The organism is Gilliamella sp. B2889, from assembly GCF_026536885.1.
In the GTDB taxonomy this organism is placed as follows: domain Bacteria; phylum Pseudomonadota; class Gammaproteobacteria; order Enterobacterales; family Orbaceae; genus Gilliamella; species Gilliamella apicola_E.
The window spans coordinates 130,972-145,449 of sequence record NZ_JAFNNF010000004.1 but is presented as its reverse complement, the minus strand read 5'-3'; the positions used below and the strand labels follow the sequence as shown (position 1 = coordinate 145,449).

Annotated in this window: 18 protein-coding genes; 16 read left to right on the top strand and 2 right to left on the bottom strand. The window is 36.3% G+C overall.

Features of this window, described 5'->3' with window-relative positions; translation table 11 throughout:
* Nucleotides 1-17: 17 nt before the first annotated feature.
* From J3U09_RS07755 to robA, 3 genes are all read left to right on the top strand, one after another.
* Complete coding sequence (locus tag J3U09_RS07755; protein WP_176713969.1) at nucleotides 18-689, top strand: phosphoribosyltransferase family protein; 672 nt, start codon at nucleotides 18-20, stop codon at nucleotides 687-689.
* A 102-nt stretch (nucleotides 690-791) separates the two neighbouring features.
* On the top strand, nucleotides 792-1,370 hold the full coding sequence (gene nfuA / locus J3U09_RS07750) for a Fe-S biogenesis protein NfuA (RefSeq protein ID WP_065562971.1): 579 nt from the start codon (nucleotides 792-794) through the stop codon (nucleotides 1,368-1,370).
* Between the two features lie 85 nt (nucleotides 1,371-1,455).
* Nucleotides 1,456-2,379: an MDR efflux pump AcrAB transcriptional activator RobA gene (gene robA, locus J3U09_RS07745; RefSeq protein WP_065562955.1), complete on the top strand. Its 924-nt coding sequence runs from the start codon at nucleotides 1,456-1,458 to the stop codon at nucleotides 2,377-2,379.
* A 32-nt stretch (nucleotides 2,380-2,411) separates the two neighbouring features.
* Here the strand turns inward: robA and trpR are convergent, their stop codons facing one another.
* Both trpR and sltY read right to left on the bottom strand, forming a co-directional pair.
* Entirely contained in the window at nucleotides 2,412-2,702 is a 291-nt protein-coding gene (gene trpR / locus J3U09_RS07740) for a trp operon repressor (RefSeq protein WP_218058433.1), read from the bottom strand.
* Between the two features lie 11 nt (nucleotides 2,703-2,713).
* Nucleotides 2,714-4,642, bottom strand: coding sequence for a murein transglycosylase (gene sltY, locus J3U09_RS07735; protein ID WP_267357718.1), 1,929 nt, complete (start codon nucleotides 4,640-4,642; stop codon nucleotides 2,714-2,716).
* A gap of 163 nt (nucleotides 4,643-4,805) precedes the next feature.
* Between sltY and iscR the strand changes: the two genes are divergently transcribed.
* The 13 genes from iscR to rplW all read left to right on the top strand — a co-directional run bounded on the left by iscR (nucleotide 4,806) and on the right by rplW (nucleotide 14,478).
* Nucleotides 4,806-5,261: a Fe-S cluster assembly transcriptional regulator IscR gene (gene iscR, locus J3U09_RS07730; protein WP_065562952.1), complete on the top strand. Its 456-nt coding sequence runs from the start codon at nucleotides 4,806-4,808 to the stop codon at nucleotides 5,259-5,261.
* Nucleotides 5,262-5,298: 37 nt separating this feature from the next.
* Nucleotides 5,299-6,513 (top strand): IscS subfamily cysteine desulfurase, encoded by a 1,215-nt coding sequence (locus tag J3U09_RS07725; RefSeq protein WP_065734977.1) that lies wholly within the window; start codon nucleotides 5,299-5,301, stop codon nucleotides 6,511-6,513.
* A gap of 15 nt (nucleotides 6,514-6,528) precedes the next feature.
* Nucleotides 6,529-6,915 (top strand): Fe-S cluster assembly scaffold IscU, encoded by a 387-nt coding sequence (iscU, locus tag J3U09_RS07720; protein ID WP_065562950.1) that lies wholly within the window; start codon nucleotides 6,529-6,531, stop codon nucleotides 6,913-6,915.
* On the top strand, nucleotides 6,915-7,238 hold the full coding sequence (iscA, locus tag J3U09_RS07715) for an iron-sulfur cluster assembly protein IscA (RefSeq protein ID WP_065562949.1): 324 nt from the start codon (nucleotides 6,915-6,917) through the stop codon (nucleotides 7,236-7,238). Before iscU ends, iscA begins: the two co-directional genes overlap by 1 nt.
* 14 nt (nucleotides 7,239-7,252) lie before the next feature.
* A complete protein-coding gene (gene hscB / locus J3U09_RS07710; RefSeq protein WP_065562948.1) occupies nucleotides 7,253-7,771 on the top strand; it encodes a Fe-S protein assembly co-chaperone HscB in 519 nt (172 codons plus the stop codon).
* A 38-nt stretch (nucleotides 7,772-7,809) separates the two neighbouring features.
* On the top strand, nucleotides 7,810-9,678 hold the full coding sequence (gene hscA, locus J3U09_RS07705) for a Fe-S protein assembly chaperone HscA (protein ID WP_267357716.1): 1,869 nt from the start codon (nucleotides 7,810-7,812) through the stop codon (nucleotides 9,676-9,678).
* A gap of 14 nt (nucleotides 9,679-9,692) precedes the next feature.
* Nucleotides 9,693-10,031 (top strand): ISC system 2Fe-2S type ferredoxin, encoded by a 339-nt coding sequence (fdx, locus tag J3U09_RS07700; RefSeq protein WP_065562946.1) that lies wholly within the window; start codon nucleotides 9,693-9,695, stop codon nucleotides 10,029-10,031.
* A 190-nt stretch (nucleotides 10,032-10,221) separates the two neighbouring features.
* The gene (locus J3U09_RS07695; RefSeq protein WP_324170057.1) at nucleotides 10,222-11,292 is read left to right on the top strand and encodes a PfkB family carbohydrate kinase; all 1,071 of its coding nucleotides are present in this window, start codon (nucleotides 10,222-10,224) and stop codon (nucleotides 11,290-11,292) included.
* Nucleotides 11,289-12,224 (top strand): pseudouridine-5'-phosphate glycosidase, encoded by a 936-nt coding sequence (locus J3U09_RS07690; protein ID WP_267357714.1) that lies wholly within the window; start codon nucleotides 11,289-11,291, stop codon nucleotides 12,222-12,224. Before J3U09_RS07695 ends, J3U09_RS07690 begins: the two co-directional genes overlap by 4 nt.
* 366 nt (nucleotides 12,225-12,590) lie before the next feature.
* A complete protein-coding gene (gene rpsJ, locus J3U09_RS07685; protein ID WP_006120582.1) occupies nucleotides 12,591-12,902 on the top strand; it encodes a 30S ribosomal protein S10 in 312 nt (103 codons plus the stop codon).
* A gap of 31 nt (nucleotides 12,903-12,933) precedes the next feature.
* On the top strand, nucleotides 12,934-13,560 hold the full coding sequence (gene rplC, locus J3U09_RS07680) for a 50S ribosomal protein L3 (protein ID WP_034902384.1): 627 nt from the start codon (nucleotides 12,934-12,936) through the stop codon (nucleotides 13,558-13,560).
* A gap of 16 nt (nucleotides 13,561-13,576) precedes the next feature.
* Nucleotides 13,577-14,179, top strand: coding sequence for a 50S ribosomal protein L4 (rplD, locus tag J3U09_RS07675; RefSeq protein ID WP_065562944.1), 603 nt, complete (start codon nucleotides 13,577-13,579; stop codon nucleotides 14,177-14,179).
* Complete coding sequence (rplW, locus tag J3U09_RS07670; protein WP_034885052.1) at nucleotides 14,176-14,478, top strand: 50S ribosomal protein L23; 303 nt, start codon at nucleotides 14,176-14,178, stop codon at nucleotides 14,476-14,478. Before rplD ends, rplW begins: the two co-directional genes overlap by 4 nt.

Below are 14,478 nucleotides of genomic sequence, written 5' to 3'. Positions count from 1 at the left end.
CTTTTTTCTGAATGATGATGCGATGTATTTTATGTAATATGCCTTTGGTGCTATCTCACCATGGAATTTGCAGTCAATGTATAGAAAACTTACCGAAGCTTAATAAAGTTTGCCATCAATGCTGCCTTCCTCACTCATTATCAACAAATGAATGTTATCGATGCCGAGAGAAAAGACCTTATTGGGATGAAATGGTGGCTGTAACAGGCTATATCGATCCATTAAAAAAATTAATTCAACATTTAAAATTTCATAATAAAATCGAATTAACCAACGCATTAGCTAGGTTAATGTTTTTAGCCTGGTATCAACGTCGATTAAGTGATGGTCTTGCTAAACCTGACATTGTGACTTGTGTCCCTTTACACCATTTTCGTTATTGGTCTAGAGGTTTTAATCAAGCGGCATTATTGGCTAAGCCAATAGCTAGATGGTTAAATCGAGAATTTAAGCCTTACCTATTGTCGCGAAAATTTGCAGCTCGCGATCAGAAGAACCTATCGCTTAAGCAAAGAATGAGTAATGTAGAAACACTTTTTCGATGTCACTCTGATTTAACCAATCAATCGGTAATGCTTATTGATGATATTGTTACTACCGGTAATACGATAAATGTTATTAGCCAGCAATTAAAAGAGAGTGGTGCCGCTTATGTGCAGGTAGTTTGTTTGTGTCGGACCGTCTTGTAAAATCCAAAACACCCCCTATAATAACCAAGAGAGTAAGTCAACTATTATCGATGATGTTGAGGATTATCAATGTCAATCGTGTCAAAGTGAGGGATTATGTCTATTATTACCATTTCTGAATCAGCTCAACAACATTTTAAAAAATTGCTTGCTAATCAGCCTGATGGTACTCAAATTCGGGTTTTTGTTATTAATCCTGGCACGCCATCTGCTGAATGTGGGGTTTCCTATTGTCCGGCAGATACTGTTGAAGATGGTGATATCGAAGAAGAACAACAAGCAGGTTTTTCTGTTTATATCGATGAAATTAGTGCACCTTTTTTAGAAGAAACCGTGATTGATTATGTGACAGATGAATTAGGTTCACAGTTAACTTTAAAAGCGCCAAATTCAAAAATGAAAAAGGTTGCGGATGATGCCCCATTAATTGAGCGCGTTAATTATGTTATTCAAGCTCAGGTTAATCCTCAATTAGCTAGTCATGGTGGCCATGTTAGCTTAGTGGAATTGACTGAAGATAATTATGCTATATTGCAATTTGGTGGTGGTTGTAATGGTTGTTCAATGGTTGATTTTACTTTAAAAGAGGGTATTGAGAAGCAATTGCTTGCGGAATTCCCTGAATTAGCAGGCGTTAAAGATATTACTGAACATCAAGCGGGAAGCCATTCTTATTGTTAAAAATTTTTCGATTTAAATCTTGCTTATTGCTGGGATTAAGTCATAATCGCATGATGTCTGCCAATTCACTTTATGATGGGGTTTTATGAATCAAGTTAGTATTATTTCAGATCTTATCGTTTGGATTGAAAAAAATTTGGAGCAGCCCTTATCTATTGATAATGTTGCCCAAAAATCAGGTTATTCAAAGTGGCATTTACAACGGATGTTTAAAGAAGTAACCGGTCAAGTGCTCGGTACTTATATTCGTCACCGCAGATTAACTTATGCGGCATTATCTTTGCGAATGACAAGCAAACCTATTTTAGATATTGCTATGCAATATCGTTTTGATTCACAACAAACTTTTACCCGATCTTTTAAAAAACAATTTAATGAAACACCAGCCAGCTATCGACGAGGTGAATTTTGGGATCCAACTGGCTTAACCCCGGCTATTGAATTAAATAAAAATCGACTCTCTTTACCTGAACCTAAATTCGTTAATATGCCAAAGCAAACATTTTGGGGAATTTCATATAAGAATAACTGTAATTTGAGCCAAATTTTAGATGAAGAAAATAAATTAAGATCGCAGTTTTTTCATAATTATCTGTCTCATTATGAGAACAAGAGTGAATGTTTACCCGACAAAATCTTTGCTTTTAGTCGTATTTTAAAAAGTAAAGATAATGCTAATGAACAAGAACTTTTATATACCATTGCTTTAGATCACAATAACAATTTGGAGCATATTGAGCCTTTTGTTAGTGAAGGTGGTTTATATCTTTGTTTTAAATATATCGGTCCACCAGAAAATTTTAGTGATTTTATTTCTCAAGTCCATTTAGCGGCGATGCCAGCCTTAAAAGTGCGATTGCGTAGTTCAAGCTGTTTAATTGAAATCCATCATAATCACCATGATGATTCTGTAAAATGTTTTGAAGATATCCTTAGCATGGAATGTGATTATTGTGTCCCTGTTGTGGCGGATGAAGAAGTCAATATTCAATCAAACCTATCGTTATAACATGCTATCGTCATGAATATTGACGATAGTTTTTAGTCATTAGAGTTCAATAAAATCTTTTCTAGCCATGCTTTAAATTCAGGTGTTGCTTCTTTTAAACTGTTTGAACCTCGGGTGACTGTTGCAATACCGATTTTCAATTGATCTTTAAGCTGGCGCTGATTAATTGATCCATCAAGTAATGAGCGTACAATTTTGACTCGTGTAATTAAAGCATCACGTTCATCAGATGTCATCAGTAGTTTTAAAATATCTAATGAATAACCGTTATTAAATGCTTGGTGTAATATTTCAACCGTTTGGTTCCATTCTTTAGTTTTCATGTCATGCACCATTAGTATTGTCTATTAAATTCTTTTTTTGTCAGTATATGTGGGGTTTGTTCCCCTAAAATGTGCTGATAAATATAATCATATACTAATACACTTTTGACATAATTTCGTGTTTCATTGAAAGGAATACTTTCAATAAATTCGACTGCATCAAGCTTTCCGTTGCTATTATTCAACCATTTTTTTACTCGGCTTGGACCTGCATTATAGGCTGCTGAAGATAAAATACGGTTATTATCATTTTGTAAATAAACGCTGTTTAGAAAATAAGTGCCTAATTGTACATTAGTCATAGGCTCAAATAATTGGTTTGGTGAATTATAGCTAATGTTGGTAACTTTTTTGGCCGTTTCTTTTGCTGTTGCTGGCATTAATTGCATTAAGCCACTTGCTCCGACAGGAGACTGTATTGCTGCATCAAAAGCACTTTCTTGACGCGTGATGGCTAAAGCGTAAGATAGCGGAATAGCTTTATCTTTTAAAGCTTCATTATATAGCTTTTTGTACATGATAGGTAATCGTTCTGTCCAATTATCCCATAATTTTCCAGATATTGTTGCTTGAATACTAAGATCTCCCCAGCCCTTGTGGTAAGCATATTGAGCTAAATCGAGATATTCATTTTCTTTTGCTTTAAGTATATAACGCCATTCTTGTTTTGATTCCGCTAGCATACCTAAAAACCTTAGCTCTTTGATTCGAATGGCAAATGGTTTTTGATCATATTTGGCTTTCAAAGAATTTACTTCTGTTGTTGGCAGTTTTTTAGATAAGTTGTTGATTATATATGGTTGATTAAGTGCTTGAGCACTGATCATTCCATAAAAACCTCGGTTGTTGCTCAATGTTTTTAAAATATTTTTGGCTTCATTGGTTTTCTTATTTTTAAGTAATACTCTGGCTTGCCAGTATTGCCATTCTTCTTTTAATTGGTCTTCTGGCTTTAATTGTTTTATCCAATGAGCAATATCTTTGTAGTTATTTGCATCAATAGCCATGCGAATACGTTTTTCAACTAATGCAGTATCATGGCTTTTAGTTAGGTAATTATCTCGCCATTTGCTCTGTTCTGTTGTTACTGAATCACTAAAATAGCTATTTGCTAAGCTACTTTGTAATCTATTTTGTTCCTCATCAGTTAGATTCTGTTTTTTTATCAGTTGTGGTAATAATGCTGCCGCAAGATTTTTGTCGGCTTTGACTAAACGAGGGTAAGATGCTAAGACTATTTTTTTGGTAAATGTGCTGGTTTTAATGTTTTTGGAAAATTCGTCAAGTTTTCTTGGATTATCAAGCACGGCCAATAAATAATTTGTTTGATTATTGTCATCTAATAAGTTGGTTAAATGACGAGCGAGTTTTAAATTATTGCTTTCAAACGCAAGCTCAATACGAGATAAAATAAGATTTGATGTACGTTTTCCACTTTTTGACCATGCATCCAACAATGGATTACAGGCTGAAGGTAATTCTTTCCCCGTTAACCATAGCGATTCGACACTATCTAAAACCGATTTGTCATTATTTTTTTGTAATTTTGCATATTGATATCGACAATTAGAGCTAATTGAATTGTCTTTAGGAAAAGAGACTATGGCATTCCAATCTTTGCGATTTGATAGTTCATTCAAATAAGCTTGCGTTAATGATGAAGTTAATGGAAAGTCATCATATTTTTTTACAAAACTACTGACGAGTTGTGGTGGTACCGTTTTGATATTTTTTTGAAAAAACTGCACAGCCGCATAAGGATAAAGTGAGTAATTATTTAATTGTTTTAGTAATGCTTGTTGCTCATCATAGTTTAATGATTGATAGGTGTTTTGCCATCTTTGATAATTTTGGCGCAACTCATGTTGTGATGCTTCTACAAATAGACTGTTTGCCAATAAAGTGCTTGATATTAAACACCAACGTATTACTAAATTCATTCCTTAACTCCAGTATCAAATCAGCCTATTAGATTAGCATATTTGGTTATATTTCGTCGATGATGAACTGATAACTTAATTCCCACTAAAATAGTCAACTAAATACTTGACTAAAATTAAAGGATATATAAAATATTTATTATTAAATATAGAGGAATGATTAATGAAATTGACATCAAAAGGGCGTTATGCGGTTACAGCTATGTTAGATGTAGCGCTGCATTCTGGTTCCGGCCCTGTATCACTTGCTGATATTTCAGAACGTCAGGAAATTTCACTATCTTATTTAGAACAACTTTTTTCTAGGTTGCGTAAAAATGGTCTAGTCTCAAGTGTAAGAGGTCCTGGCGGTGGTTATGTACTTGGCCGTAGTATGGATCAAATTGCGATTAGTTCGATTGTTAAAGCAGTAGACGAAACTGTTCATGCAACCAAATGCCATGGGCATACTGGATGTCAAAAAGGTGTAAGATGCCTTACTCATAGTTTATGGAATGATTTAAGTGAACGAATAAACGATTTTTTGACCAGCATCACGTTAAGCGAACTAGTGAATAATCAGGAAGTAAGAGCTGTCGCAAATCGACAAAGTCATCTCCATCACGCCAGAATTAATTAAAGAAATAGAATACAGAATTTGTAATTGGGAGTAATTAATGAAATTACCTATTTATATGGATTATGCAGCCACTACGCCTGTTGATCCAAGAGTAGCTGAAAAAATGATGCAGTATTTAACACCGGATGGTGTTTTTGGAAATCCCGCTTCACGTTCTCATAAATTTGGTTGGCAAGCAGAAGAAGCTGTTGACATAGCACGTAACCAAATTGCTGATTTAATTGGTGCAGATTCACGAGAAATTGTTTTTACATCAGGAGCGACAGAAGCAGATAACTTAGCCATTAAAGGTGCAGCACATTTCAATCAAGCTAAAGGTAAACACATTATTACCTGTAAAACTGAACATAAAGCCGTACTTGATACTTGTCGTCAATTAGAACGAGAAGGTTATGAAGTTACTTATTTAGCGCCAGAATCAGATGGTATACTTAACCTTGATAAATTAGCTGCGGCAATGCGTAGTGATACAACAGTGGTATCTATTATGCACGTTAATAATGAAACTGGCGTTATTCAAGATATCGAAAAAATTGGTGAGATGTGTCGTGAAAGAGGTATTGTATTTCATGTTGATGCAACCCAAAGTGTTGGTAAGTTGCCAATTGATCTGTCTAAATTAAAAGTCGATCTTATGTCATTTTCTGGACATAAAATCTATGGACCAAAAGGGATTGGTGGACTTTATGTTAGACGTAAACCTCGTGTGCGCATTGAAGCTCAAATGCATGGTGGAGGTCATGAACGCGGTATGCGCTCTGGTACATTACCCGTTCATCAAATTGTTGGTATGGGCGAAGCTTATCGCATAGCCAAAGAAGAAATGGCTACAGAAATGCCTCGCCTTTTGGCATTAAAAAACCGTTTATGGAATGGTTTAAAAGATATCGAAGAAGTCTACCTTAATGGTTCATTAGAACATAGTGTTCCTAATATCTTAAATGTAAGCTTTGCTTATATTGAAGGTGAATCACTTATGATGGCTTTAAAAGACTTAGCAGTATCATCAGGTTCTGCATGTACATCTGCAAGTTTAGAACCATCTTATGTATTGCGAGCATTAGGACTTAACGATGAACTTGCACATAGCTCAATTCGATTCTCACTTGGGCGATTTAGTACCGAAGAAGAAGTGGATTATGTTATTAAGTTAATTAAAGATTCTATCGGTAAATTAAGGGATCTTTCTCCACTTTGGGAAATGTTTAAAGATGGTGTTGATCTAACAAAAATTAAGTGGTCAGCCCATTAAAATTAGGAGCAAATTATGGCATACAGTGATAAAGTCGTCGATCATTATGAAAATCCCCGCAATGTTGGCTCTTTCGATCAAAATGATCCTAATGTTGGTAGTGGAATGGTTGGCGCCCCAGCGTGTGGCGATGTAATGCGATTACAAATCAAAGTTAATGATGATGGTATTATTGAAGATGCTAAATTCAAAACTTATGGTTGTGGTAGCGCCATTGCTTCAAGTTCATTAGTGACTGAATGGATCAAAGGTAAATCGTTAGATGAAGCTGAAGCGATTAAAAACACAGATATCGCTAAAGAACTTGCCTTGCCACCAGTTAAAATTCACTGTTCAATTTTAGCCGAAGACGCAATTAAAGCGGCAATTGATGATTATAAATCCAAAAAAGGACAACGTTGATGGCAATAACATTAACTAATAGTGCAGCCAATCGAGTTCAAGCTTTCTTAGCTAATAGAGGTAAAGGGGTTGGACTCAGATTAGGAGTGAGGACCTCTGGTTGCTCAGGTATGGCTTATGTCCTAGAATTTGCTGATGCTATTAATGACGATGATAGTGTATTTGAAGATAAAGATATCAAAGTTATCGTTGATAAAAAGAGCTTAGTTTATATTGATGGAACAGAGCTTGATTTTGTCAAAGAAGGCCTAAACGAAGGCTTTAAATTCAATAATCCTAATTCTAAGAATGAATGCGGTTGTGGCGAAAGCTTTAATGTTTAGTTGGGACATGAATTTTGACTAATTATTTTGAATTATTTCAATTACCGATTAAATTGCCAATTGATAATGGCCAGTTAACGGTCAACTATCAACAGTTACAACGGCAATATCATCCTGATAATTTCGCTCAGGTAGCTGATAATGAAAAAGTGGCAATTATTCAGAAGTCGGCAATGATTAATGATGGCTATCAAACATTAAAAAATCCGATAAAAGCGGCTGAATATTTGTTATCTTTGCAGGGATTTGATGTCGCTACAGAACAGAATATTATTCACGATGCTGATTTTTTAATGGAACAATTCAGTTTGCGAGAAAAATTGGATGATATTGAAAGCCAAAATAATCTTGATCTTTTAGATAATTTTTATTCGGAAATTTCAGAACGAAAAAAACAAGTCTATCAGCAATTATTGGATTATATTTCGAAACAAGATTGGCAAACCGCACTTAATCAAATCTATAAAATCCGCTATCTGGCTAGGTTGATTGAACAAATCGAAAAGTTACAAGAAAAGCAATTTGCTTTATAATTTAAGATTAAGTCACACATCAATTAGAGATAGATCAAATGGTATTATTACAGATTAGTGAACCAGGGCAAACACCAGAACCTCACCAGCGTCGTGTGGCAATTGGTATCGATCTTGGAACAACTAATTCCTTAGTCGCAACAGTTCGTAGCGGACAATCCGAAGTATTGCCTGATTTAGAAGGCGATGCCTTATTGCCTTCAGTTGTGCATTATGGTGTTGATCATGATGATAATACTATTATAACTGTCGGAAAAAATGCTAAAACTAATGCGGCAAGTGATCCATTAAATACTGTTAGTTCTATAAAACGTTTAATGGGAAGAAGCTTATCTGATATTGATATTTCGCGTTTTCCTTATACGTTTTCCCAAACTGATAATGGTGTTCCTTTATTAAATTTACCTAATCAACAAGTTAATCCTGTACAAGTTTCATCTGAAATTTTGATTGCTTTAGCTGAACGTGCTAAGCAGAGTTTAGCAAGTGAAATTGATGGGGCGGTAATAACCGTACCGGCTTATTTTGATGATGCGCAAAGACAAGCAACTAAAGATGCAGCTAAATTAGCTGGACTGCATGTTTTAAGATTATTGAATGAACCAACCGCTGCCGCGATTGCTTATGGTTTAGATTCAGGCAAAGAAGGGGTGATTGCAGTTTATGATTTAGGTGGTGGTACGTTTGATATTTCTATCTTGCGCTTACATAGAGGGGTATTTGAAGTTTTAGCAACGGGGGGCGATTCTGCGCTTGGCGGTGATGATTTTGACCGACTACTTGCAGATTATTTAAAAAGACAAGTCGGTTTAGAAAATAACACTGATCCCCATATCAACCAAAAAATTATTGATGAAGCGGTTAAAGTCAAAATTGCACTAAGCCAGAAAGATTCTGTTTTAGTCAACATAGAAGATCAATCTTTAACTATAACGCGTGAGCAATTTGAAACGCTAATTGAACCTTTAGTCAAACGAACGTTGGCGGTTTGTCGTCGAGCATTAAAAGATGCTCAAATTAATGTTGAAGAAGTTAGTGAAGTTAGTGAAGTTGTGATGGTCGGTGGTTCAACACGAGTGCCATTAGTAAGACAATTGGTTGGTCAATATTTTGAAACCGAACCTTTAACTTCAATAGATCCAGATAAAGTTGTTGCCATTGGTGCAGCAATACAGGCGGATATACTGGTTGGCAATAAGCCTGATTCGGATATGTTATTGCTTGACGTGATTCCTTTATCATTAGGTATTGAAACGATGGGCGATTTAGTAGAAAAAATCATCCCTCGTAATAGCACAATACCGTGTGCGAGAGCACAAGAATTTACCACATTTAAAGATGGCCAAACGGCTATGATGATTCATGTTTTACAAGGTGAACGAGAAAGTGTTAATGATTGTCGATCATTAGCAAAATTTACTTTAAGGGGCATTCCTCCTATGCCAGCAGGTGGAGCTCATATTCGAGTTACCTTTCAAGTTGACGCTGATGGCCTATTAAGTGTCACTGCAATGGAAAAATCGACAGGAGTTGAGGCTGCAATTCAAGTTAAACCATCTTATGGACTGACAGAAAATGAGATTGCGACCATGATTCAAGATTCAATCAATTATGCAAATCAAGATAAACAAATAAGAATGCTTGCAGAGCAGAAAGTGGAAGCAGCACGAGTTCTTGAAACATTGCAAAGTGCTTTAGATAAAGATGCCGATTTATTAGATGAAGAGGAACTTAACCTCATATTACAGGCTAAAAATCAATTACAGCAAGCGACTGGATCTGATGATTATTATTTGATTGAGCAAGAAATTAAACATGTTGATAATGCAACGCAAACTTTTGCAGCAAAACGCATGAATAGATCAATACGCCATGCCTTAACCGGGCATAGCGTTGATGATATTTAACCAAAGAGATTATTATGCCAAAAATTACCTTTTTACCAAATGCTGATCTTTGTCCTGAAGGAAAAACTGTTGAGGCAGAAGAAGGCGAATCTATTTTAGAAGTTGCTTTGCGCAATGACATTGAAATTGAACATGCTTGTGAGATGTCTTGTGCTTGTTCAACTTGCCACTGTATAGTTCGAAAAGGATTTGATTCACTTGAAGAGAGTGATGAACAAGAAGATGACATGCTCGATAAAGCTTGGGGCGTTGAGCCTCATAGCCGTTTAAGTTGTCAAGCTCGAGTGACCGACGAAGATCTTGAAGTCGAAATTCCAAGATATAGCCTAAATCACGCCAAAGAAGATCATTAATTAGTCGCCTTTATGGCGACGTGATTTCCTCAAAAACCCCGCTCCTCAACTTTTTTAATTGTGATAGTTATCACATTTTATCAATCTAGTTTATTTGTTTGCTTTTAACCTTTTCATAATTCTGCTATTGTCAAAAAATAAACATGTGTTTAAAAATAGACAGGTGTTTATGAATAAAAGAGAAAAATAGATCCTCACAATTATTCGCAATAATCCTTTCATTCAACAGCATGTTATTGCTGGTATGTTAGGCATTACCCGTTCTAGTGTGGCAGGTTATATTATGACGCTGACTCAAAAAGGCTATATAAAAGGAAAAGGGTATCTTTTATCTGAAAATAATCATGTTGTTGTCGTTGGTTCATGTAATATGGATGTGACTGGTTATTCAGATAAGAAATTAGTTTATGGAGATTCTAATCCCGGTAAAATTCGTTGCACACCTGGTGGTGTAGGGCGAAATATTGCTGAAAATTTAGCGTTATTAGGGCTTGATACATACCTTATTTCAATGATAGGTGATGATTTTTATGGTGCGCAACTTATCGAACATACTCGAAAATCCGGCGTTAATATGGATCATTGCCACGTGGTAAAAGGAGATCGTACTTCAACCTATCTTTCTTTACTTGATGAGTCAGGTGAAATGGTGATAGCTGTTAATGATATGGATATTATTAATAAGTTAAACCCAAGCTTATTAAATGAATCAAAACAGTTAATTCAACATGCTAAATTACTGGTTATTGACTGTAATTTGCAACAAGAAGCTCTGACATGGCTGTTTAGTAATGCTGGCTCTATTCCGATTTTTGTTGATACTGTTTCAGCATTTAAATCCTATAAAATCAAAGATTGGTTATCATATATTCATACCTTAAAACCAAATCGTTTAGAGGCCGAAATTTTAAGTGGAATAAAAATCGAAACCAATGATGATACTCCTAAAGTAGTTGACTGGTTCCATCAGCAAGGTGTTCAGCGAATTGCCATTAGTGCTGGAGCTGATGGCGTTTACTATAGTGAAATCGATGGTGATCGTGGTTGGTCCGCGCCAATTCCTACCGACATTGTTAGCGTAACTGGTGCTGGTGATGCGATGCTGGCAGGGCTTGTTCAAGGTTATTTGGATGGACTGAGTTTTTATCAAAGTGTCAAATTTGGTCAAGCCTGTTCATCATTAACATTATCATCAGAATTTACTAATAATCCTAATTTATCAATTGATTGTGTTCAAAATATTTTGGAGTCCCTTTCATGAACAATATGTCTAAGTATAATCAATATCTTGATATTTCGCCTGAAGTCAAACGAGCGCTAGAAAATAATCAACCTGTCGTTGCTTTAGAATCTACTATTATTTCACATGGTATGCCTTATCCACAAAATGTGGAAACAGCATTAAAAGTGGAAGAAATAGTCAGAAAAAATGGCGCAATTCCTGCAACGATTGCGGTAATTAATGGTCGTTTAAAAGCGGGATTATCTAAAGAAGAGATCACCATTCTTGGTAAAGAAGGGTTAAATGTAACAAAAGTGAGTCGTCGTGATTTACCTGTTGTTGTTGCCAATAAACAAAATGGTGCGACAACGGTTGCAGCTACAATGATTATTGCTGAATTAGCTGGTATTCGAGTTTTTGCAACCGGCGGGCTTGGTGGTGTTCATCGAGGTGCTGAGCATACCTTTGATATTTCAGCCGACCTTCAAGAACTCGCTAATACCAATGTTGCGGTAGTCTGTGCTGGGGCGAAATCAATTTTAGATTTAGGTTTAACGATGGAATATCTTGAAACATTTGGTGTGCCTGTGGTTGGTTATCAAACAGAAAAACTGCCATCGTTCTTTAGCCGAACTAGTCCGTTTGAAGTTAGCGTAAAACTAGATAGCGCTAGACAGATTGCTGACATGATTAAAGTAAAATGGGATTTAGGTTTAAATGGTGGAGTTGTGGTTGCAAATCCTATCCCGACACAATATGCAATGGATGAAGCGTTAATTACCGCAGCAATTGAAAAAGCATTAAAAGAATCAGTTGAGCAAGGAATTAAAGGTAAAGAGACTACCCCATTCTTGTTAGCAAAGGTGGTTGAGTTAACTGGTGGTGATAGCTTAGAAGCAAATATCAATCTTGTTTTTAATAATGCAAAATTAGCATCTGAAATCGCGATGAGTTATTGCAATATTAAATAAAAAAGATGTATTGAGGCGCATTTTGATAGCCAGACTTGAGTGACTGATAGCGACATAAATATGTCAAAAAACCCCGTTCCTCAACTTTTTTGATAGCTATTAATGATCATATTTTCTCTATCTGTATGATAATTAATACTTGATGTTGATTAACTAACGGGGTATAATCCCGCCACTTTGTTTATTGTCTTTATGTAAGCAAATGAGTAAAAAGATATAATCTTTATGTAAAAATATTGAATTATATCAACAATATTCCCGATTTGGGAATTACGAAAAAGAACGGATTACACTCTCCTGTCAATCGAAACAGGGCAAGAGGAGTAATCTTTTGTTATAACTTTTAAATAGTGGAGCTCTGGTCTCATGTCGAACCAAAGAATCCGTATTCGGTTAAAAGCGTTTGATCATCGTTTGATTGATCAATCAACTGCTGAAATTGTAGAAACTGCGAAGCGCACAGGCGCACAAGTTCGTGGTCCTATTCCATTACCGACACGCAAAGAACGTTTCACCGTATTGATTTCTCCGCACGTAAATAAAGATGCGCGTGATCAATATGAGATTCGTACTCACAAACGTCTAGTTGATATCGTTGAGCCAACTGAAAAAACAGTTGATGCTTTAATGCGTCTAGACCTTGCTGCCGGTGTTGATGTGCAGATCAGTTTAGGTTAATCCTAAGCTGAATGATTGAGAGGTCTAAACAATGATTGGTTTAATCGGTCGTAAAGTAGGAATGACACGAATCTTCACCGAAGAGGGTGTTTCTATTCCTGTCACCGTAGTTGAAGTTCAAAGCAACCGCGTTACTCAAGTTAAAACTCTTGAGAATGATGGTTATCAAGCTATTCAGGTTACTACTGGCAGCAAAAAAGCAAGCCGCGTAAATAAACCTGAAGCAGGTCATTTCGCTAAGGCTGGCGTTGAAGCTGGTCGTGGTCTATGGGAATTCCGTTTTGAAGAAGGCGAATATACTGTAGGTCAAAGCATTAACGTTGATATTTTTACAGACGTTAAAAAAGTTGATGTTACTGGAACATCTAAAGGTAAAGGTTTTGCTGGCGTAACTAAACGTTGGAATTTCCGTACTCAAGATGCAACACATGGTAACTCTTTGGCACACCGTGGTCATGGCTCTATCGGTCAAAACCAAACTCCAGGTAAAGTGTTCAAAGGTCGTAAAATGGCAGGTCACCTAGGTAATGAACGTGTAACTGTTCAAAACTTAGATATTGTGCGTGTTGATGCAGAACGTAACCTTTTATTAATTAAAGGTGCAGTACCAGGCGCAATCAATAGTGACGTAATTGTTAAACCGGCAATCAAGGCTTAACGTCGAGGAGATAGAGATGGAATTAGTAGTAAAAGACGCGCAAGCGCTTTCTGTTTCCGAAACTACCTTCGGACGTGAGTTTAATGAAGCGTTAGTTCACCAAGTAGTTGTTGCTTATGCATCTGCTGCTCGTCAAGGCTCTCGCGCACAAAAAACTCGTGCAGAAATCGCTGGTTCAGGCAAAAAACCATGGCGTCAAAAAGGCACTGGTCGTGCTCGTTCAGGTTCTATTAAGAGCCCAATCTGGCGTAGTGGTGGTGTAACATTTGCAGCAAAACCACAAGATCATAGCCAAAAAGTTAACCGTAAAATGTATCGTGGTGCATTAAAGAGTATTTTCTCTGAATTAGTGCGTCAAGAACGTTTAATCGTGGTTGAAACATTTACTGTTGAAGCACCTAAGACTAAATTATTAACTCAGAAATTAAATGATATGAACTTAAATGATGTTCTAATCATTACCTCTGAAGTTGATGAAAATCTTTTCTTAGCAGCACGTAACTTATATAAAGTTGATGTGCGTGATGTGGCAGGTATTGATCCAGTTAGTTTGATTGCATTTGACAAAGTGGTTATCACTGTTGATGCCGTTAAACAAGTAGAGGAGATGTTAGCATGATTCGTGAAGAGCGTCTGCTTAAAGTCCTGCGAGCACCACATGTTTCTGAAAAAGCATCTATTTCAATGGAAAAAACAAATACATTAGTATTGAAAGTTGCTAAAGATGCTACTAAGAGAGAGATTAAAGCCGCAGTTGAACAACTATTTGAAGTTAAAGTAGATGACGTAAATACTCTTGTTGTTAAAGGCAAAGTAAAACGTCGTGGTCAACAAATCGGTCGCCGTAGCGACTGGAAAAAAGCTTACGTTACTTTAGCAGAAGGTCAAAACTTAGACCTTGCTGGCGTCGCTGAGTAA

Excerpts from the sequence above, each read along its gene's own strand:
- J3U09_RS07755 (WP_176713969.1), top strand. The coding sequence starts at position 18 with ATGCGATGTATTTTATGTAATATGCCTTTGGTGCTATCTCACCATGGA.
- robA (WP_065562955.1), top strand. The coding sequence starts at position 1,456 with ATGAATCAAGTTAGTATTATTTCAGATCTTATCGTTTGGATTGAAAAA.
- trpR (WP_218058433.1), bottom strand. The coding sequence starts at position 2,702 with ATGAAAACTAAAGAATGGAACCAAACGGTTGAAATATTACACCAAGCA.
- sltY (WP_267357718.1), bottom strand. The coding sequence starts at position 4,642 with ATGAATTTAGTAATACGTTGGTGTTTAATATCAAGCACTTTATTGGCA.
- iscR (WP_065562952.1), top strand. The coding sequence starts at position 4,806 with ATGAAATTGACATCAAAAGGGCGTTATGCGGTTACAGCTATGTTAGAT.
- J3U09_RS07725 (WP_065734977.1), top strand. The coding sequence starts at position 5,299 with ATGAAATTACCTATTTATATGGATTATGCAGCCACTACGCCTGTTGAT.
- iscU (WP_065562950.1), top strand. The coding sequence starts at position 6,529 with ATGGCATACAGTGATAAAGTCGTCGATCATTATGAAAATCCCCGCAAT.
- iscA (WP_065562949.1), top strand. The coding sequence starts at position 6,915 with ATGGCAATAACATTAACTAATAGTGCAGCCAATCGAGTTCAAGCTTTC.
- hscA (WP_267357716.1), top strand. The coding sequence starts at position 7,810 with ATGGTATTATTACAGATTAGTGAACCAGGGCAAACACCAGAACCTCAC.
- fdx (WP_065562946.1), top strand. The coding sequence starts at position 9,693 with ATGCCAAAAATTACCTTTTTACCAAATGCTGATCTTTGTCCTGAAGGA.
- J3U09_RS07690 (WP_267357714.1), top strand. The coding sequence starts at position 11,289 with ATGAACAATATGTCTAAGTATAATCAATATCTTGATATTTCGCCTGAA.
- rpsJ (WP_006120582.1), top strand. The coding sequence starts at position 12,591 with ATGTCGAACCAAAGAATCCGTATTCGGTTAAAAGCGTTTGATCATCGT.
- rplC (WP_034902384.1), top strand. The coding sequence starts at position 12,934 with ATGATTGGTTTAATCGGTCGTAAAGTAGGAATGACACGAATCTTCACC.
- rplD (WP_065562944.1), top strand. The coding sequence starts at position 13,577 with ATGGAATTAGTAGTAAAAGACGCGCAAGCGCTTTCTGTTTCCGAAACT.
- rplW (WP_034885052.1), top strand. The coding sequence starts at position 14,176 with ATGATTCGTGAAGAGCGTCTGCTTAAAGTCCTGCGAGCACCACATGTT.